We start from the raw sequence: 18438 nt of genomic DNA on the forward strand, positions 1-18438 counted from the left end.
CGGAAACGATCCTAGGTACACCGCTGTGCACGAAAGAATCGTTTGATCCTTCCTACGAAGCGGGTTCGGACCCCTCGTCGGCGCTTTGGGTACTTTCCACAAACGCCTGGGCGATCACCTGTGAGGTTGCGGCAACCTGCCAGGGGCGCGCGCCGTGCGCGGTGAGGGCCTCGGCGACGGTTTCGGGCGTCACCTCGGCGGGTGGCGTCCACGCGACGCGGCGCAGCGTGTCGGGGGTCAGCAGGTTCTCGAGGGGGATGGCGCGCTCCTCGGACACGGTGGTCAGCGCCGCGCGCGCGGCCTTCAGCCGCGCATCCGCCTCGGGGTTGCGGTCGGACCACGCGCGGGGCGGGGGCAGGCTGTCGCCGTTGCCGCGGAGCACCGGGAGGTCGTCCGTCGTGCGTCCCGCTTCGATCGCGGCCCACCAGCGGTCCAGCTCGGAGCGGCTGGCCCGCCCGGTGAACTCGCGCAGCGACGCGAGCGCGCGCTTGCTCTCCGGCATCGCCTTGGCGGCGGCGGTCAGCGACGCGTCCGGCACGAGGCGACCGGGCGCGGTGTCGAGCTCGCGCGCCAGCGCATCCCGGCTCAGCCACAGCTCGCGGGCGACCGCGAGGTTGCGCAATCCCCGGATGGAGTGGATGCCCGACAGCCGGCGCCAGGGCTCGTGCCGCACCGGTACGAGGTCGCGCACCAGCTCGTCCGCGAACTCCTGGCGGGCGATGTCCATCTTGCCCGCCTCATCCAGCAGCGCGGCGATCGCGTCACGGAGGTCGGGCAGCAGCTCAACGTCGAGGGCGGCGTAGTTCAGCCACGGCTCCGGTAGGGGCCGCGTCGACCAGTCGGCGGCGCTGTGCTCCTTGGCCAGGTGGATGCCGAGCAGCTCCTCGACGACGGTCCCGAGGCCGACGCGCGGCATCCCGAGCAGGCGGGCGGCGAGCTCCGTGTCGAACACGATCGACGGGTCGAGGCCCACCTCGCGCAGGCAGGTGAGGTCCTGCGTCGCCGCGTGCAGCACCCACTCGTCGTCGTGGATGGCGTCGTTCAGCTCGTCGAACCGGCCGACGGCGGGCGGATCGAACAGGAACGTGCCGGAGCCGCGGCGGAACACCTGGATGAGGTAGGCCCGCTGCGAGTACCGGAAGCCGCTGGCCCGCTCGGCGTCGACGGCGACGGGACCGGTGCCTGCGGCGATGCGCTCGACGGCCCGGAGGTATCCGTCGCGGGAGTCGATGACCGTGTGTTCAGCCACGCGGTGTCCTTCTCGGCGAGGTCGCCCGTGTGCTCAGCAGGCTGACCCCCTCGCCAGTCGGGGGCAGCCCGGCGAGCATGCACAGCAGCTCCCCCCAGCCCTCGACATGCGCCGAGACGTCGGACTCCAGCGGGCTCCAGGAGGCGCGCAGCTCGATCTGCGAGCCGTCGCCCTGGGCGGCGAGCTCGCCGAACCCGGTGGAGATGATCTTGGTCGCCGTGCCGCTCGCCGCGGTGTAGCGGGCGTGCCTCGCATCCAGCGCATCCACCAGCCACGACCAGGCGACGTCGGCCAGGAACGGGTCGAGCCCGATGTCGGTCTCCAGCGGCGCCTGGGCGAAGCAGACGATGCGGAACGGGCCGCCCCACGCCTCCGGCTCGTCCGGGTCGTAGAGCAGGATGAAGCGTCCGGTGCCCAGGTCGGAGTCGCTGCCGTGCCGCGCCGGCCGCACGTCGGCGGCGAGGGCGACGGAGTACGGTGCGAGCTGCGCGGGCGCAGGGATCTCCTCGACGACGAGCTCCGGTCGCGACACTGCGGCACGGATGGACTGCAGCGCCGTGGCGAACTCCGCCGGATGCTGCGGTGGGGATGTCGGTGTCGGCACGCTTCGAACACTAGAAGCCTTTACCGGGTCCTGTCAGTACGGCACGCCGCCTGGGGAAGTCCTGAGGGCGCCTCCCGCCGCCCGCCGGTACGCTCGCACTATGGCGGAGAGCGGCACTCGATCGGCGTTCGGCAAGGCACTCGGCACGGCGGCGTTCGTCGGCGCGGGACTGGTGCTCGCCACGGCCGCGCTGGGCGCCGTGGTCACCACGCGTGTCGCCCGCACCGTGATCACGCCGGTGCGCCGCCGCCCGCAGAACCAGACCATCCGCTCGTTCGACGAGGATGCCGGGACCGTGACCCTGCGCGCGACGCCGGACGCCTCCATGCCCGGCCGCTTCGGCCTGTGGTGGGGCGGCGACACCGCCTTCGCGAAGGTCGGCGGGCTCATCGAGCGCGGCGACGGCAGCGTCACCCGCGAACTCGAAGGCGTCGAGTTCGGGGAGCTGCGTGCCGGTCGTGCCCGGATCAGCGGCTACTACTACCTCCAGCCGGAGGCGCTGGGCCTCCCGGTGATGAGTGCGGAGATCCCCACCGACCTCGGACAGGCGCCGGCGTGGATCTTCCCGGCACCGGACGACGCGGACCCCGGACGCTGGGTCATCCAGGTGCACGGCTGGGGCGCCTCCCGCCAGGAGGGACTGCGCGCGGTGCGGGTGTTCCACGAGTCCGGCTTCACATGCCTGCTCGCCTCCTACCGCAACGACGGGGATGCGCCCGAGAGCGAGGACCGCCGCTACGGCCTGGGCGGCACGGAGTGGCGCGACATCGAGGCGGCCATCGGCTACGCCGTGGAGCACGGCGCGCGGTCGATCGTCCTGATGGGGTGGTCGATGGGCGGCGCCGTGGTGCTGCAGACCATCACGCGCGGGAAGGGCCTGGAGCACGTGACCGGCATCGTGCTCGAGTCGCCCGTCATCGACTGGATCGACACCCTCGAGTACCAGGGCAACATGCTGCGCATCCCGGACGTGATGACCCGCGCGGCGCTTCGTCTCATCGAGGCCGAGTGGAGCGGTCCGATCACCGGACAGGGCGCGCCGATCGACCTCCGCAGCATGGACTTCGTCGCCCGCGCGTCGGAGCTCAGCTTGCCCATGCTCATCCTGCACAGCGACGACGACGGCTTCGTCCCCTCAACCGGGTCACGGGCGCTCGCCGAGGCCCGCAGCGACATCGTCACCCTCGTCCCGTTCGACACGGCGCTCCACACGAAACTGTGGAACTACGACGAGGCGAAGTGGACGTCGGCGATCGCCGGCTGGCTCGCCGAGCACGTGCCGGCCGCGACTGCCCCCGCCGCGGCTGCGCCCGCGGCGACTCGTGAGTAGATGTCGCTTCGCGCGGCGAGTGGTGACATGATGTCGCAACTCGCCGGGAGCGAACTCGCGGGGAGCGGACGCCTCAGTCGTCGTGCGGCGGCAGCTCGCCCGCGGTGAGGGCGATCATGCGCGACATCGAGCGCAGGTACTTCTTGCGGTAGCCGCCGCCGAGCATGTCGTCGTCGAAGACGTCGCTCAGGGGCACGCCGGTCTGCACGACGGGGATCTCGGCGTCGTAGACGCGGTCGATGAATGCGACCAGGCGGAGCGCCGCCATCTGGTCGTGCAGCACCTCCACGCCCGTCAGGCCGATCACATCCACGCCGTCGATGATCTTGATGTAGCGGGAGGGGTGGACGGTCGCCAGGTGCGCGATGAGGTGCTGGAAGCCGTCGCTCGTCACCGTCTCACCGCGGGCGGCCATCGCGGCGACGACGCGCTCGTACTCCGCCTCGTCGACGGTGACGGCGTTGCCCGTGGTGTCGCGGCGGCGGTAGTCGAGGCCGTCGATGCGGAGGGTCTGGAAGTTCGACGACAGCGACTGGATCTCGCGCAGGAAGTCGCTCGCGGCGAAGCGCCCCTCGCCGAGGGCGTTCGGCGGCGTGTTGCTGGTCGCGGCGATGCGGGTGCCGGAGGCGACGAGCTCGCCGAGCATCCGGGTCATCATCATGGTGTCGCCCGGGTCGTCCAGCTCGAACTCGTCGATGCAGATCAGGGTGGATCCGCGCAGCAGGTCGACCGCGCCCGCATAGCCGAGCGCGCCCACCAGAGCGGTGTACTCGATGAACGTGCCGAAGTACTTCGGGCCCGGCGCCTCGTGCCACAGGGCCGCCAGGAGGTGGGTCTTGCCGACACCGAAGCCGCCGTCGAGGTAGACGCCCGGCTTCATCGCATCCACCTTCTTGCGGCTGCGGCTGAACAGGCCGGCCGGGCGCTGCGGCTCCCACGCCTTCGCGAACAGCTTGAGCGTCGCGACGGCCTCCGCCTGCGACGGGTAGTCGTGGTCAGGACGATACGACTCGAACGTCGCCCGCTCGAACTGCGACGGCGGCACCAGACTGGCGGCGATCTCGGCGCCCGTGATCTGGGGGGAACGGTCGGCGAGGCGGGGGAGGGCGCCGGTCTGCTCGATGGTCATGGCGGAGTGTGCACCTTTGTGTCGAAGTCGTACCGCTGTCGTTCGCCGCCGCCTACGCTGGAGTCAGGTCCGCGGCTGTCGCAGGCTTCCCAGCCTAGCCCGCGCGCCCGACCGGACCCTGGACCGAACCCTGGAGGACCCACCGCATGACCATCGAGACCGACCCGTCGCCCGAGTTCGCCGGCTACGCGCACCCCGAGCGCCTGGTCAGCACGGAATGGCTCGCCGAACACCTGGGACAGCCGGGTCTCGTGGTGGTCGAATCGGATGAGGACGTGCTGCTCTACGACACCGGCCACATCCCCGGCTCGGTCAAGATCGACTGGCACACCGACCTCAACGACCCCGTCGTGCGCGACTACGTCAGCTCCGAGCGCTTCGCCGAACTGCTCGGCTCGAAGGGCATCGCCCGCGACACCACCGTCGTCATCTACGGCGACAAGAACAACTGGTGGGCCGCCTACGCGCTGTGGGTGTTCACCCTGTTCGGCCACGAGGACGTCCGCCTGCTCGACGGCGGCCGCGACAAGTGGATCGCGGAGGGACGCGAGCTCACCCGCGAGGTCCCGCAGCCCGCACCCGTCGACTACCCGGTCGTGGAGCGCGACGACACGGTCGTCCGCGCCTTCAAGGAGGACGTGCTCGCGGCCCTCGGGACGCAGCCCCTCATCGACGTGCGCTCGCCGGAGGAGTACAGCGGCGAGCGGACCGAGATCCCCGGGTACCCGACCGAGGGCGCACTGCGCGCCGGGCACATCCCGTCGGCGAAGTCCGTGCCCTGGGCGAAGGCCGCCGCACCCGACGCGACGTTCAAGCGCCGCGCCGAGCTCGAGCAGGTCTACCTCGACGGGGCAGGGCTCGCTCCCGGCGACGACGTGATCGCCTACTGCCGGATCGGCGAGCGCTCCAGCCACACCTGGTTCGTGCTCACCCACCTCCTCGGCTTCGAGAACGTCAAGAACTACGACGGCTCATGGACGGAGTGGGGCTCGGCCGTGCGCGTCCCGATCGTCACGGGGACCGAGCCCGGCGAGGTCCCGGCCCGCTGACCGGATGCGTCGCAAACCGACGTAGCCTTGAAGGATGACCGAACTGACGGGCGCGCTCGCCGAGATCCGCGACGACTTCCAGGCGCTGGAGCAGAACGACCGGCTGCAGCTGCTGCTGGAGTTCTCCGACGAGCTCCCGGAGCTGCCCGAGCGCTACCGCGACCACCCCGACCTGCTGGAGCGGGTGGAGGAGTGCCAGGCGCCGGTGTTCATCTTCGTCGAGGTGGATGCGGACCGCATCGTGCACCTGTACGCCACGGCTCCGCGTGAGGCGCCCACCACGCGCGGCTTCGCGTCCATCCTGGTGCAGGGCCTCGCCGGCCTCACCGCCGACGAGGTCCTCGCCGTGCCCGACGAGTACCCGCAGACGCTGGGACTGACCCAGGCCGTCTCGCCGTTGCGCCTCCGCGGCATGTCGGCGCTGCTCGGCCGCGCCAAGCGCCAGGTGCGGGAGAAGCTCGCCGTCTGATCGGGAGCATCCGCCGAGCACTTCGGCAGCATCCCGAAACACAGTGTTTACACATCGGCCGGATGCGTAACACTCGCGAAACACGAGCATCCCTCTGACGAAACCTCTCGGCTCGAAACTGGCCACACCCCGAAAGCGCCCCCCACCCGGATCGGGATCGCGTCACCCCGCGGGGCTTGCACAGAGAGGCAGTTGATTCGCATGGTGCTCCACTCAGCAGCGGACTACGCGGAGGCAGGGACGGTCAACGCCCTGTGGCTCCTGGTCGCCGCGGCCCTCGTCCTCCTGATGACTCCCGGTGTCGCCTTCTTCTACGGCGGCATGGTCCGCGCCAAGAGCGTCATCAGCATGATGATGATGAGCTTCGGCGCGATGGCCCTCGTGGGCGTCCTCTGGGTCGTCTACGGATACGGTCTGTCGTTCGGCACCCCGTCCATCCCGCACTGGCTCGGCACGCCGGACTGGTTCCTGTCCAGCCTGATGGGCAAGGACGGCATCACCCCCGACCTCGGCGGCCTCGCCTTCGCCGGCTTCCAGGCGACCTTCGCGATCATCACCGTCGCGCTGATCTCCGGCGCCATCGCCGACCGCGCCAAGTTCGGCTCCTGGATGGTCTTCGCCGGCATCTGGGTCACCGTCGTGTACTTCCCGGTCGCGTACTGGGTGTTCAACCTGGCCGACGGATGGGCGCCCGCGGTCCTGCACGTGAACGACTTCGCCGGTGGCACCGCGGTGCACATCAACGCCGGTGCCGCGGGTCTCGCCCTGGCGCTGGTGCTCGGCAAGCGCGTCGGCTTCCAGAAGGGCATGTCCAAGCCGCACAACGTCCCGCTGACGCTGCTGGGCGCCGCGCTCCTGTGGTTCGGCTGGTTCGGCTTCAACGCCGGCTCGGAGGCCGCGGTCGACGGCGTCGCCGCGATCGCCTGGGTCAACACCCTGGCCGCCCCGGCCGCCGCGACCATCGGCTGGCTGATCGTCGAGAAGATCAAGGACGGCAAGCCGACGTCGATCGGCGCCGCATCGGGCGCCGTCGCGGGCCTCGTCGCGATCACCCCGGCCTGTAACATCCTGACCCCGGGCTTCGCGATCCTCCTGGGCCTCGTCGCCGGCGCCGTCTGCGCCCTGGCGATCGACCTGAAGTTCCGCCTCGGCTTCGACGACTCGCTCGACGTGGTCGGCATCCACCTCGTCGGCGGTCTGATCGGAACGCTCTGGATCGGCTTCTTCGGCTTCACCCACATGTACAACAGCAAGGGCGAGCCGACCGCGGAGTTCTCCAGCCTGCTGTACGGCGGCAGCTTCTACCAGCTGGGCGTGCAGGCCATCGGCGCCTTCTCGGTGCTGATCTACTCCTTCGTCCTGGCGTACGCCATCGGCTGGGTCATCCAGAAGACGATGGGCTTCCGCATCAAGAACGAGGACGAGCTGGCCGGCGTCGACACCGTGGTGCACGGCGAGGAGGGCTACTCGCTCGAGACGGTCTGATCCGACCGCAGACCGACAGCAGACGGGGCGTCGCCGGAAGGCGGCGCCCCGTCCGTCGTCGTCGCTAGGGTGTGGTGGGGCACGGATTCGAGCGAGGGAGCACATGGCACGGGCGACGCCGGACCAGGTGGATGCACTGCTGCTGTTCTTCTGCGGCGCGCTGGTGCTGCTCGCCGCCTTCGGTCTCGCCTTCTACGTCGGCGGCCTGGGCGGCCGCGCCCGGGCGGCCCGGGCGTTCCGGTTCGTGCTGCTCGGCACGGCGGTCACCGTGCTGCTGGCCGTGCTGGGCGGGTACGGGATGGTCGCCGGCGCTCCGCTCATCCCGCACCTGATCGGCGCCCCCGATCCGGGACTCTCGTCGGTCGCGGGGGTCCACCCCGCCTCGTCGTCGCCGTATCCGGCCGCGCGGGCGGGCTACCTGATCGCCGTGCTGGTGCTGTGCGCGGCTGTGGTCGCTGTCGCCGTGGCCTCGCGGCTGACGCTCCGCGCCTGGATCGTGTTCAGCGTCCTCTGGCTCCCGCTCGTGGTCGCGCCGGTCGCCTACGGCGTGTTCGCGCTGGACGACGGCTGGGCGGTCGCCGGCCTCCAGGTGGTCGACTTCGGGGGAGCGCTGCCGGTGGTGGCCGCCGGGGGCAGCGCCGTCGGCGTCCTGCTCGCCTGCGGCCGCGGCGAGCACCAGCCCGCGCGGCCCGCGCGTCCCGCCCTGGTCGCCTTCGGCGGCGCGGCGTTGTGGGTGGGCTGGCTCGGGCTCGTCGTCGGCTCGGAGGGCGCCCTCGACGCCTACGCGCCGCTGATCGCCGTCGGCGCGTTCGTCGCCTCGGCGACGGGTGTGCTGATGTGGATGCTCGTGGATGCGGTCCTGCTGCGGCGTCCGACCCTCCCCAGCGCCCTGTGGGGTGCGTTCGCCGGGCTGGTGTCGGTGACCGCGGCCTCCGGGGTGCTGACGCTCGGCTGGGCGATGCTCGTCGGCGCTCTCTCGGCCCTCGCCTGCGCCACGATGGTCGATCTGGCGGCGCGGGCACGGTTCGGGCCGTCGCTGACGCTCTGCGTCGTCACCGTCGTCGGCGGGCTGGTCGGCCTGTTCTTCCCCGGGCTGTTCGCGAACGGCGGCGGGATGGTCGACAGCGGCAACTTCGACCTGTTCATCGCGCAGGGCATCGCCGGGATGTCGGTGCTGCTGTACGCGACGACGGTGTCGCTGCTGCTCGCCCTCGCGCTGCGGTTCACGATCGGGCTCACGCGCATCCGCTATGGTGCCGACCGTGGCCTCCGTCAGAAGCGTCCTGTCCGCACTGAGCGGTCTGTTCCGTCCGTCGCGGACCCCGCCGGCCCCGGCTCCGCCCGCTGAGCGGGGCCGGTCCGGCGCCGCGGCCACCGTGCAGGTGGACCCGCGCGGCCTCGGCCGCATCCGCACCTCGTACAACCCGCGGCTGGACGGCGACGCGGACCCCGGCGAGATCGTCTGGACGTGGGTGCCGTACGAGGAGGCCGACGGCCGCGGCAAGGACCGGCCGGTGCTTGTGGTCGCGACCGAGCAGTCGGGCGCGGTGCTGGCGGTCGCGCTGACCAGCCAGGAGCATCCCGGGCGCCCGGAGTACCTGCCGATCGGCTCGGGGGACTGGGACGGGCGGCACCGCCCGAGCTTCGTGCGGCTCGACCGCGTCTTCCGGGTGCAGCAGGGCGGGATGCGCCGCGAGGGCGCGGCGCTCGACGCGCGCCGGTTCGACACGGTGCGCGCGGCGCTGGCGGCGCGGTACGGGTGGCGGTGAGCCGGGCTGTGTCGGCCGACGGTTCGCCGGCCGGGGCCGACCGCTACAGTGCGGGTATGGATGCGCGCATCGCCGGACCGAAGGACGTGGACGCGGTCGCCGAGACGATCGCCCTGGCCTTCCGGGACGACCCCGTCTGGGGACCGGCCCTCGAAGCCGCCGACGGGGGAACCGGCCACCTGCATCCGTTCTGGCGCTTCTTCGCCGAGGGCGGCATCCCGCACGGCCACGTCTGGCTCGTCGACGGCCCGCGCGGCGAGGCGGCGACGGTCGCGCTGTGGATCCCGCCCGGCGCCGACGAGCTGACGGAGGAGCAGGAGCAGGCGGCGGATGCGCTGATGCAGCGCATCCTCACCCCGGAGCGGTTCGACGCCTACCGGCGGCTGTGGACGCTGTTCGAGCAGTCGCACCCGCACGACACCCCGCACATGTACCTGAGCCTGCTGGCGACGCATCCCGAGCATCGCGGCCAGGGCATCGGGCAGCGCCTGCTCGCCGAGACGCTGGCACGCTTCGACGCGGAGGGGGTGCCGTCGTACCTCGAGTCGACGAACCCGGCCAACGACCACCGCTACGAGCGCGCGGGCTTCCGACCGGTCGGCGGCTTCAGCGCGGTGCTCGACGGCGCGGCGGTCACCTCGATGTGGCGGGATGCGCGGGGGCCGGTGGGGTAGCGGCTCGATGCTGCGGTGGGCGCGGCTGCTCGGCGGGCGTAAACTCGCCGCATGACCGTCATGGAGCGCCTGCGGGCGTGGATCGGACGCGAGCGCGACTACCGGCCGCCGGAGGGCCGCCTCACGGAGAGCCCGGCGCAGCGGCTGCCCAGCGGCGGAGCCGTACAGCACCTCCCGGGAGACGGCCTGGACCCGTCGAATCCCGCGGGGGAGACGCGCGGCCGCTGACGCGGGCGGCCGTCGCCCGAATGCGACTGCGGCGCCACGTCACGTGTGCGGCCGCTCGAGCACGGGCAGATGTGACGAACACCAGCAGTCACCAGGTGGCCCTGGCGCAACCCCTCAACCGGACCAGCGGGTCAGGCGCCGGGGACGGGGAGCGGTGCGTGCTCGATGGCCAGGCCTTTCTGGCCGTACTCGGAGAGGACCTGTCCGATCACCACGCGGTAGGGCCCCAGCCACTGCTCGTGGGCGCCCTTCGCGACGCGGTGCGTGTCCATGCCGATCAGCTCGTGCAGCGACTCCAGGGACTCCCAGTAGTAGACCTCCGAGTGGAGGCCGGTCTCCGGGTTCTCCCACGCCTCCTCGCCGAGGAAGCCGGGGATGCGGCGGGCGCGCTCGGCGATCTCGTCGTTCAGCCGGTGGAACTCGTCGTCGTACTGCTTGGTCGCGAAGATGAATGTGGAGGTGTACACGGTCGTGCTCCGTTCTGGCGTGCGTCCACCACCGAATGTAGCGCCGGCGACTCGGCCGCCCCAGTCTCAGCGGAATCACTGACATCGCTGGTTATCATCGGCGGGCGGTTCGCGACGCGCCCCCCTCGCAGATGGCGGACCGCAGCACCACAGCAGCCCACCCGAAGGACCCCCATGACCGACACCGAGACCCTCAACCCCGCCGATCCGCAGCAGCTGAGCTTCGCCGCGATGAAGCGGCACTTCGACGCGAGCGACCACGAGGCCGGACGGCAGTGCCTCACGGTCGGCTGCATCGACTGCGGCGGGCCGGGCGCCTGAGGTCCGTCGGCTCCGTGTCACCGCCGCGCGCTCAGTGGAACGCCGCGGCCCCGTTCACCGCGACCACGGTTCCCGAGGCGAATCCGCCTGCCTCTGACGCGAGGTAGAGAGCGGCCGCGGCGACGTCGGCGGGAGTGCCGGCGCGTCCGAGCGGAGTGGCCGCGACGGCAGCGCGCTGATCCGCCTCCGGTGTGAAGCGCTCGTGGAACGGAGTGTCGAGGATCAGGCCCGGCGCGATGGCCGAGACCGCGATCCCGCGCGGGCCGAGCTCCTTGGCCAGTGCGCGCGTGAGACCCTCCACGCCGGCTTTGGCGGCCGCATAGGCTCCCGCCCCCGACCCGCCGCCGTTGTGCGCCGCCAGGGACGAGATGTTCACGATGCGGCCGCCCTCGCCCATGAGCGGGAGTGCGGCCCGCACCGCGTAGAAGACGCTGGACAGGTTCAGCTCGACGACGCGATGCCAGTGCTCGTCGTCCGCCGCCTCCGTCGCGCGGCGGGCGACGAGTCCGCCCGCGTTGTTGACGAGCACGTCGATCCGGCCGCCGAGCGCTGCGGCGACCCTGCCGACGGTCGCCGTGACGTCGGCGCTGTCGGTGACATCCATCCGTTCGGCGATCACCCGGTCGGCGAGGTGCTCGGGCACCGGGGTGGAATGCGTGGTGATCGCCACGCGATCACCCGCCGCCAGGAACGCCTCGGCGATGCCGAGCCCGATGCCCGTGGCCCCTCCCGTGATCAGGACGGCTCGGTCGGTGGTGGATGCGGTCATCGGATCTCCATCTCGGTGGGCGAAGGGACGGCGGACAAGCGGACAGGGGGAGGCCGGCGTCACCCGGCGGTGGGTCGCAGCACGACCTCGCTCACGGTCGCGCGGGCCGGCAGCCGCATGATCGCGAGGCACACGTCGGCGACGTCCTCGGGGTGCAGCGCGCGCGCCAGCTCGCTCGGCGAGGGCGCCGTCGGGCGGTGGCGGACGAACGGCGTGTCGATGAGGCCGGGGGAGATGGTCGTCACCCGGACCCCGTCCGCGCCCGCTTCGAAGGCGGTGGCCCGGGCGAGTGCGGCGAGCCCCGCCTTGCTCGCCTGATAGGCGGCGCCCGAGCCGTCGGCGGCGAGGGCCGCGACCGACGAGATGTGGATCAGCAGCCCGCCGCCTTGGGAGCGCAAGACCGGCAGGATCACCCGCGTGAGCCGGAACGCCGACGTGAGGTTTCCGTCGATGACCGACTGCCAGCCGGTCTCGTCGAGTTCGTCGAGACGACGGGCCTTCAGGTTGGTGCCGACGGCGTTGATGACCACGTCGATCCTCTCCACCTCGTCCCGGAATCGCTCGACGGCGGCGGTCAGCTCGTCCGCGGAGGTCGCGTCCGCGACAGCGGCGTGAGCCGTCCCGCCCGCTTCCACCACGTCACGGCGCACGGCGTCGAGGCGGCTCGCGTCGCGCCCGAGCAGCAAGACCGTCGCCCCGTCCGCCGCGGCGTCGAGGGCGACGGCACGGCCGACCCCTCCGGCCGCACCCGCGACGAGCACTGCGGTTCCGGCAAGACTCATGAGATCCTCCTGGCGGTCGATTCCCGCTCCACGAGAGTCGGCGCGAAGAGCAGCGACGTTCGCGCATCCGTCCCGGCGGTCCCGTCGGCCGCCAGCGCGACGACGGCCTCGGCCATCTCACGCAGAGGCTGCCGGACCGTCGTGAGCGCGGGGGAGACGAGGGCGCTGAACGGGATGTCGTCGAAGCCGACCACGGCGATGTCCGCGGCATCCCGTCCGGCGTCCCGGAGCGCGGCGGAGGCGCTCAGTGCGAACATGTCGTTGACAGCGACGAGCGCGGTCGGCCGGTGGTCCAGGCCCAGGAGTGCGTGGACCGCCTGCCGCGCGAGCGGACCGCTGTCGGCATCCCCCAGCTCAGGGGAGAGCGGGACGAGGGCGTCGTCGAAGGGGATTCCGTTCTCGGCGAGGGCCCGCCGGTACCCCGCGAGTCGACGGCGGCGGCTGACCGTCCGGATCGCTCCGGAGACGAAGGCGATTCGTCGGTGACCGCGGTCGACGAGGTGCTGTGTGGCGGCGTGGGCGCCGGCTTCGTTGTCGACGCTGACGCTGAGCAGGCCCGGCGGATCCGTGTCCTGCGGCTCGCGGTCGAAGGCGATGATCCGCATGCCTGCGTCCATCGCGGGCCCGAGGTGATCGAGGGAGGGGAGTGAGGTGGAGAGCACGATCTGTTCGACGCCGTCGGCCCGGAGCTGCTCGACGTACGCGCGCTCGCGTTCGGGATCGCGGTCGCTGTTGCACAGGTAGACGTGCCGCCCGTGTGCGTGGAGCACCGTCTCGAGCTGGGCGGCCCAGGATCCCCAGAACGGGTTGGCCACGGACGGCACGATCAGTCCGAGTACCGGGTTGGGTGCGCCCCGCAGTTGTCGCGCGACGCGGCTGGGCCGATACGAGAGGGCCTCCATCGCCAGCAGCACGCGCTGACGCGTCTCCGGTTGCATCAGATGGTCGCGGGAGTTGAGCAGGTTGGACACGGTGGAGGGGGATACGCCGGCGGCCCGGGCGACGTCCTTGATGGTCGCGATCGCCCTCACCTCCTTCCGTGCTTGACCTGTTCTCGATTCACTGTATCGTTGCACAAGATTTTTACAACGTTATAGCAAAGGAGCTCGTGATGCCGCACGACCACCCGACGACGACGTGGAGCGTCTTCACCAAACCCTGGCGCGGGCCGACGACGAGCGCCCTGGGCGACCTCGTCGCGGGCATGGGATTCGACGCGGTGGAGCTGCCGGTGCGTCCGGGCTACCAGGTCACCCCGGACACGGTGACGATCGCGCTGCCGGCAGCGGTGCGCGAGCTCGCGCGGGCCGGTGTGACCGTCGCCAGCATCGCATCCGGCACCGATGAGGCCACCTTCGCCGCCTGCGCGGAGGCGGGCGTCCCGTTCATCCGGATCATGGTGCCGATCGGTGACGCGGGATATGCCGCGACGGGCGCGCAGATCCGCCAGACCCTTCCCGTGCTCGCCGAGCGCGCCGAGCGGTACGGCGTCCGGGTCGCGGTCCAGCCGCACTACGACGACTACATCGCCGACTCCTCCGAGCTGTACGCGCTGCTGCGCGACGTCAACTCCCCGGGCATCGCGGCGATCTGGGACGCGGCGCACGACGGTCTGGCCCGCAAGCGACCGGAGCACGGGCTCGAGCTGCTGTGGCCCTGGCTCGGGATCGTCAACCTCAAGAGCGCGTACTTCGCCCGTGTCGAGGACGGCGCCTCCGGGGAGGACGACCCGCGGTGGGAGCCGGTGTTCACCGACGCGCGGAACGGCATGGCGGAGTGGGGGCGGGCGATCCGCTACCTCACCGCCAGCGCGTTCGCCGGTCCGATCTGCCTGACGGCGGAGTACACGGACGAGAGCGACCTCGTCGCCAAGGTCACGCGTGATCTCGCCCATGCGAAACGTCTGCAGACGCAGGCTCGCGAGGTAGCGGGGGCACTGCGATGAGCGCCGCGGACGCACCGGTCCGGGTGGCGGTGATCGGCGCCGGCCAGATGGCCAACCTCGTCCACTACCCCTCTCTGGCCTCGCTCAGCGACGTGGAGATCGTCGGCATCTGCGACCTGTCGCCCGAACGCCTGCGGGCGACCGGCGAGCGGTGGGGCGTCTCCGCGCTGTTCGACGACTGGCCGGCCATGCTGGATGCGGTCCGTCCCGACGCCGTCTACGTCATCGGCCCGCCCGAGCTCATGTTCGGCATCTGGTGCGCCTGCCTCGAACGCGGTCTCGACCTCTTCGTCGAGAAGCCGCTGGGCCTGACCGTGCACCAGGCGCGCACGCTCGCGCGGCTGGCCGAGGAGAACGGCTGCATCACCCAGGTCGGCTTCCAGCGCCGGTCGTCGCCCCTGCTCGAGCGGATGCTCGGTCGCGTGCGCGAACAGGGCGACGTCGTTCACGCCGTGTGCCGGTTCTACAAGAACGACCCCAGCCCGATGGTGTCCGCCCGCGACCGGATGATGGACGACGGCGTGCACGTGATCGACACCCTGCGGCATCTGTGCGGCGGCGAGGTCGTCTCGATCTCGGATGTGACGCGGCGCGTGCTCGTCGACGACATCAACTTCATCACGGCGACCCTCGAGTTCGACACCGGCGCCGTCGGGGTCATGATCACGAGCTGGACGAGCGGGCGCAGGACGTTCGGGGTCGAGGTGCACGGACCCGGGGTCATGGCCGACGGCGACCTGGAGGTCGGGGCCGTGGTCTGGGGGCCGGACGGCCAGGAGGAGCTGGACGCCGCGGAGGTCGCCGGCTCGGCGGAGCTGTACGTGCGCGGAGGGTTCCAGGCGAAGAGCGCGGAGTTCATCGAGGCGGTCCGAACCCGTCGGCGGCCGTCCTCGCACTTCGGGGATGCGCTCAAGACCATGGTGGTCGCCGAGACGATCCTCGCCCACGACCTGCTGAGAGGAACCGCATGAACGAAACGTTTCGTTCTTTCACAAAACCATTGACGCGCTGGGCCAACATTTTCTAGCATTCACTGTAGTCGTAACGTTTCGCCCGATCACTCAAGGAGGAGTTCATGAAGGCACGGTCGATGAGCCGGAGGAGCCGTACCCGTATCGGCCTCTCGGTTCTGGCTGCGGGAGTCGTCGCATTCGCTCTCGCCGCATGCTCTGGAGGCGCGGACGCTTCGTCCGGTCTCTCGGGCAACACTCTCAAGATGTACACGTGGATCGGCGGCAAGCCCGACAAGCAGCAGTGGAGCGACTACATCGCCGGGGGCAAGCACGCCGACCCCAAGGTGTCCGTGTCGTTCTCGGGGCCGCCGATCAACGACTACTACACCAAGCTCCCGACGGTGATGAGGAGCAGCAGCGCTCCCTGCCTGGTCACCTTCCAGAACGGGCGCGTCAACCAGTATGTCCAGGGCCTGGAGCCGTTGGACGACCTGGCGAAGAAGAACAAGCTGGACCTGTCGGCCTACAGCTCGGCGATGCTCGAGCAGCTCAGCGTCAACGGCAAGCTGTACGCCATCCCGTTCAACGCCGGCCCGAACGTCATCTTCTACAACAAGAAGCTGTTCCAGGAGGCCGGGGTCGCGGAGCCCGGTCAGAACTGGTCGGTCGACGACTTCATCGCCGCCGCCAAGGCGACCACGAAGAACGGCGTCTACGGCTTCGCGATCGGGCAGGGCTCCACGCCGATCAGCACGCTGATGGCAGCTGACGGCCATCCCTACGCCGACAAGAACGGGCCGAAGCTGGACGACCCGAACTTCCGCAACGCGCTGCAGCTGCTCGTCGACCTGTCGAACAAGTACAAGGTGGCGAAGCCGCTCGAGGCCGCTGCGGGCGGTACCTTCCCGGACATCGACGCGTTCAGCACCGGCCAGGCGGCCATGGAGCTGGAAGGCCTGTGGGACCTGCAGCACGAGCAGCAGACGCTCGGCAAGGACAACGTCGGGATCGCCGTGATCCCCAGCACGAGCGGGACCTCGAAGGGGTTCATCAGCGGTTCGGGCTTCGGCATCACCAAGACGTGCGGTGACAAGCAGAAGGCGTTCGAGGCCGTCGCAGCCATGACGAGCAAGAGCGGACTCGAGTACGTGACGAAGTCGCAGGCGTCCGTCCCGGCTCGCCTGGACGCACTCGACGCCTGGTCGACCAACGTCGGATCGCCCGCGTTCACCGCGGTCATCAAGCAGATGACCGGTGACGCGACGCCCTCGCCGGTGCCGTCCAACCAGGCACAGCTGGACACGCTGCTCACCCAGTACGAGGTGAACGCGTTCTCGGGCAAGAACACGGTGGCCGAGGTCCTCCAGCAGGTGAAGGCCGGCCTCGGGCAATGACCTTCGTTCGGCTCGACCAAGCGGAAGAGGAGGTCGCCGAGGGCTCCGTCCCGCCGGTGGACCGCCCGAGGGGCCGGCTTCGTCGCCGGCCCCTCGGGGGCCCCCGCTGGGTGGGCTGGGTCTTCGTCCTCCCCGGGCTCATCGGACTGGCGATCTTCATCGTCATCCCGCAGGTCGCCTCCCTGATCCTCGGGTTCTCGGATTCGACGCTGCTCGGCGGGACCCAGTTCACGGGCACGGCCAACTACGTCCGGCTGCTGAGCGACCCGCAGTTCCTCAACAGCGTCCTGGTGACCGCGATCTTCGTGCTCATCTACGTCCCGGCCAACATCGCGATCTCGATGGCGATGGCGCTGTGGCTGAAGACACGCATCGCGGGCCGCAACTGGCTCCGTGTCGTCTTCCTGATCCCCGCCCTGTCCCCGATGGTGGCGAACGCCGCCGTCTTCCGGCTGCTCTTCCAGAAGGACGGCGCCGTGAACCAGGCCCTGGCGGGGATCGGACTGGGCCCCATCCCCTGGCTCAGCGACGGGAACTGGGCGCTGGCCGTCGTGATCGGCGTCTCGCTCTGGCAGTCGTTCGGCTACAACATGATCGTGCTGGGCGCGGGTCTCGACTCGATCAGCCCGGATGTCATCGCGGCGTCCAGGATCGACGGGGCCGGGCGGTTCCGCCGGCTCGTCTCGATCACGCTCCCGCTCGTCAGCCCGGCCCTGTTCTTCACGACCGTGCTGACCGTCATCGGCGCCTGGCAGACCTTCGCCCAGGCGTACGTCATCACGGGCGGCGGCCCGGGCAACAGCACGATGACGATCATGCTGTACCTCTACCAGACCGCCTTCACGAACAACGAGCTCGGGTATGCGTCGGCCATCGCGACCGTGCTGTTCGTGATCATCGCGGTCTTCACGCTGTTCCAGCTCTGGGGACAGAGGAAGTGGGTCCACTATGACTGAGAACCGGCTCCCGGCCCCCGGCTCGCGCTGGCGCCGTCGCGGGCGGACCATCGGGTTCGCGGCGAACACCACGATCGCGTGGCTCTTCGCGCTGGTGTTCTCGTTCCCGCTGATCTGGACGTTCTTCACCGCGCTGAAGCCGGCGAACGAGGTGTTCGCGGCGCAGATCAGCTTCATCGGATCGAAGGTGCTCTGGTCCAACTTCGTGGACGCCTGGACCGAGGTGGACTTCGGGCGGCTGATGATCAACAGCCTGGTCGTCGCGGCCATCTCGACGGTGCTCACGCTGATCGTGGCGACACTCACGGCGTTCGCGTTCGCGCGGCTGCGCTTCCCCGGACGCAGCGCGATCTTCCTCCTGTTTGTCATCACGCTGACGCTGCCGAGCGAGGTCGCCGTCGTCCCCCTGTTCCTCGGTTTCGACCAGGCCGGACTGGCCGACACCTGGGTGGCTCTCATCCTGCCGGGTCTGTTCGGGGCCTTCGGCGCGTTCCTGCTCCGGCAGTTCATGCTCCAGATCCCCGCGGAGCTGGAGGAGGCCGCCCGTCTCGACGGCGCATCCACCTGGCGCATCCTGATCAGCGTCATCGTGCCGCTCGTGCGGCCGGCGCTCTCGGTTCTGGCGATCTTCGCCTTCCTGGGCAGCTGGAACAGCTTCCTCTGGCCGTTGATCATCCTCAACAGCGCGGAGAAGTGGACCATCCCGATCGGGATCGCCGGATTCACGACCCAGACCGGCACGCAATGGCAGCTGCTCATGGCCGCGTGCGTGATGACGATCGCCCCCGTGGTGCTCGTCGTCGCGTTCGCACAGAGACAGCTGGTGGCCGCGATCGGCGCGGGCGCCTTCGGCGGCCGTTGAGCC

At 70.6% G+C, this 18438-nt stretch carries 21 protein-coding genes; 14 read left to right on the forward strand and 7 right to left on the reverse strand.

The window, feature by feature from the left end; genetic code table 11:
• Positions 1-52: 52 nt before the first annotated feature.
• Both ACTJI1_RS06045 and ACTJI1_RS06050 read right to left on the reverse strand, forming a co-directional pair.
• Positions 53-1249: an HRDC domain-containing protein gene (locus ACTJI1_RS06045; protein ID WP_310129687.1), complete on the reverse strand. Its 1197-nt coding sequence runs from the start codon at positions 1247-1249 to the stop codon at positions 53-55.
• Positions 1242-1853, reverse strand: coding sequence for a DUF3000 domain-containing protein (locus tag ACTJI1_RS06050; RefSeq protein ID WP_310129685.1), 612 nt, complete (start codon positions 1851-1853; stop codon positions 1242-1244). Before ACTJI1_RS06050 ends, ACTJI1_RS06045 begins: the two co-directional genes overlap by 8 nt.
• Positions 1854-1953: 100 nt before the next feature.
• Here ACTJI1_RS06050 and ACTJI1_RS06055 point away from each other — a divergent pair, with 100 nt between their 5' ends.
• Positions 1954-3183: an alpha/beta hydrolase family protein gene (locus tag ACTJI1_RS06055; protein WP_440741907.1), complete on the forward strand. Its 1230-nt coding sequence runs from the start codon at positions 1954-1956 to the stop codon at positions 3181-3183.
• Positions 3184-3256: 73 nt separating this feature from the next.
• Here the strand turns inward: ACTJI1_RS06055 and zapE are convergent, their stop codons facing one another.
• Positions 3257-4312 (reverse strand): cell division protein ZapE, encoded by a 1056-nt coding sequence (gene zapE / locus ACTJI1_RS06060; protein WP_440741908.1) that lies wholly within the window; start codon positions 4310-4312, stop codon positions 3257-3259.
• Between the two features lie 146 nt (positions 4313-4458).
• Here zapE and ACTJI1_RS06065 point away from each other — a divergent pair, with 146 nt between their 5' ends.
• The 7 genes from ACTJI1_RS06065 (at position 4459) to ACTJI1_RS06095 (ending at position 9986) form a co-directional block, all read left to right on the forward strand.
• Positions 4459-5361: a sulfurtransferase gene (locus tag ACTJI1_RS06065; protein WP_440741909.1), complete on the forward strand. Its 903-nt coding sequence runs from the start codon at positions 4459-4461 to the stop codon at positions 5359-5361.
• A 34-nt stretch (positions 5362-5395) separates the two neighbouring features.
• Positions 5396-5830 carry a SufE family protein gene (locus tag ACTJI1_RS06070; RefSeq protein WP_440741910.1) on the forward strand — a complete coding sequence of 145 codons (435 nt, stop codon included), beginning with the start codon at positions 5396-5398 and terminating at the stop codon, positions 5828-5830.
• A gap of 201 nt (positions 5831-6031) precedes the next feature.
• A complete protein-coding gene (locus tag ACTJI1_RS06075) occupies positions 6032-7315 on the forward strand; it encodes an ammonium transporter (RefSeq protein ID WP_310129676.1) in 1284 nt (427 codons plus the stop codon).
• 103 nt (positions 7316-7418) lie between these two features.
• Entirely contained in the window at positions 7419-8663 is a 1245-nt protein-coding gene (locus tag ACTJI1_RS06080) for an ammonium transporter (protein WP_440741911.1), read from the forward strand.
• Positions 8664-8691: 28 nt separating this feature from the next.
• Positions 8692-9084 (forward strand): type II toxin-antitoxin system PemK/MazF family toxin, encoded by a 393-nt coding sequence (locus tag ACTJI1_RS06085; protein WP_440741912.1) that lies wholly within the window; start codon positions 8692-8694, stop codon positions 9082-9084.
• A gap of 56 nt (positions 9085-9140) precedes the next feature.
• Positions 9141-9758 (forward strand): GNAT family N-acetyltransferase, encoded by a 618-nt coding sequence (locus ACTJI1_RS06090; RefSeq protein ID WP_440741913.1) that lies wholly within the window; start codon positions 9141-9143, stop codon positions 9756-9758.
• A gap of 51 nt (positions 9759-9809) precedes the next feature.
• On the forward strand, positions 9810-9986 hold the full coding sequence (locus ACTJI1_RS06095) for a hypothetical protein (protein ID WP_440741914.1): 177 nt from the start codon (positions 9810-9812) through the stop codon (positions 9984-9986).
• 131 nt (positions 9987-10117) lie between these two features.
• Here the strand turns inward: ACTJI1_RS06095 and ACTJI1_RS06100 are convergent, their stop codons facing one another.
• Positions 10118-10453: an antibiotic biosynthesis monooxygenase family protein gene (locus tag ACTJI1_RS06100; protein WP_440741915.1), complete on the reverse strand. Its 336-nt coding sequence runs from the start codon at positions 10451-10453 to the stop codon at positions 10118-10120.
• Positions 10454-10627: 174 nt separating this feature from the next.
• Here ACTJI1_RS06100 and ACTJI1_RS06105 point away from each other — a divergent pair, with 174 nt between their 5' ends.
• Positions 10628-10774, forward strand: coding sequence for a hypothetical protein (locus ACTJI1_RS06105; RefSeq protein ID WP_310129668.1), 147 nt, complete (start codon positions 10628-10630; stop codon positions 10772-10774).
• A gap of 31 nt (positions 10775-10805) precedes the next feature.
• On the opposite strand, the gene ACTJI1_RS06110 is transcribed toward ACTJI1_RS06105, so the two are convergent.
• Genes ACTJI1_RS06110 through ACTJI1_RS06120 form a run of 3 tightly spaced genes read right to left on the reverse strand, consistent with a single transcriptional unit; the run spans position 10806 to position 13356 of the window.
• On the reverse strand, positions 10806-11543 hold the full coding sequence (locus ACTJI1_RS06110) for an SDR family NAD(P)-dependent oxidoreductase (RefSeq protein WP_440741916.1): 738 nt from the start codon (positions 11541-11543) through the stop codon (positions 10806-10808).
• 59 nt (positions 11544-11602) lie between these two features.
• A complete protein-coding gene (locus ACTJI1_RS06115) occupies positions 11603-12325 on the reverse strand; it encodes an SDR family oxidoreductase (RefSeq protein ID WP_440741917.1) in 723 nt (240 codons plus the stop codon).
• Entirely contained in the window at positions 12322-13356 is a 1035-nt protein-coding gene (locus tag ACTJI1_RS06120; RefSeq protein ID WP_440741918.1) for a LacI family DNA-binding transcriptional regulator, read from the reverse strand. Before ACTJI1_RS06120 ends, ACTJI1_RS06115 begins: the two co-directional genes overlap by 4 nt.
• Positions 13357-13436: 80 nt before the next feature.
• Between ACTJI1_RS06120 and ACTJI1_RS06125 the strand changes: the two genes are divergently transcribed.
• From ACTJI1_RS06125 to ACTJI1_RS06145, 5 genes are all read left to right on the forward strand, one after another.
• The gene (locus tag ACTJI1_RS06125; RefSeq protein ID WP_440741919.1) at positions 13437-14270 is read left to right on the forward strand and encodes a sugar phosphate isomerase/epimerase family protein; all 834 of its coding nucleotides are present in this window, start codon (positions 13437-13439) and stop codon (positions 14268-14270) included.
• Positions 14267-15241, forward strand: a complete 975-nt coding sequence (locus ACTJI1_RS06130; protein WP_440741920.1) for a Gfo/Idh/MocA family protein — start codon at positions 14267-14269, stop codon at positions 15239-15241. Before ACTJI1_RS06125 ends, ACTJI1_RS06130 begins: the two co-directional genes overlap by 4 nt.
• A gap of 245 nt (positions 15242-15486) precedes the next feature.
• Positions 15487-16617 (forward strand): ABC transporter substrate-binding protein, encoded by a 1131-nt coding sequence (locus tag ACTJI1_RS06135; RefSeq protein ID WP_440741921.1) that lies wholly within the window; start codon positions 15487-15489, stop codon positions 16615-16617.
• Entirely contained in the window at positions 16614-17573 is a 960-nt protein-coding gene (locus ACTJI1_RS06140; RefSeq protein ID WP_440741922.1) for a carbohydrate ABC transporter permease, read from the forward strand. The genes ACTJI1_RS06135 and ACTJI1_RS06140 overlap by 4 nt, the downstream gene beginning before the upstream one ends.
• Positions 17566-18435 (forward strand): carbohydrate ABC transporter permease, encoded by an 870-nt coding sequence (locus tag ACTJI1_RS06145; protein ID WP_440741923.1) that lies wholly within the window; start codon positions 17566-17568, stop codon positions 18433-18435. Before ACTJI1_RS06140 ends, ACTJI1_RS06145 begins: the two co-directional genes overlap by 8 nt.
• Positions 18436-18438: the final 3 nt, after the last annotated feature.

Origin of the sequence: Leifsonia sp. 22587, assembly GCF_052044215.1 — a bacterium.
GTDB classification, from domain to species: domain Bacteria; phylum Actinomycetota; class Actinomycetes; order Actinomycetales; family Microbacteriaceae; genus Leifsonia; species Leifsonia shinshuensis_C.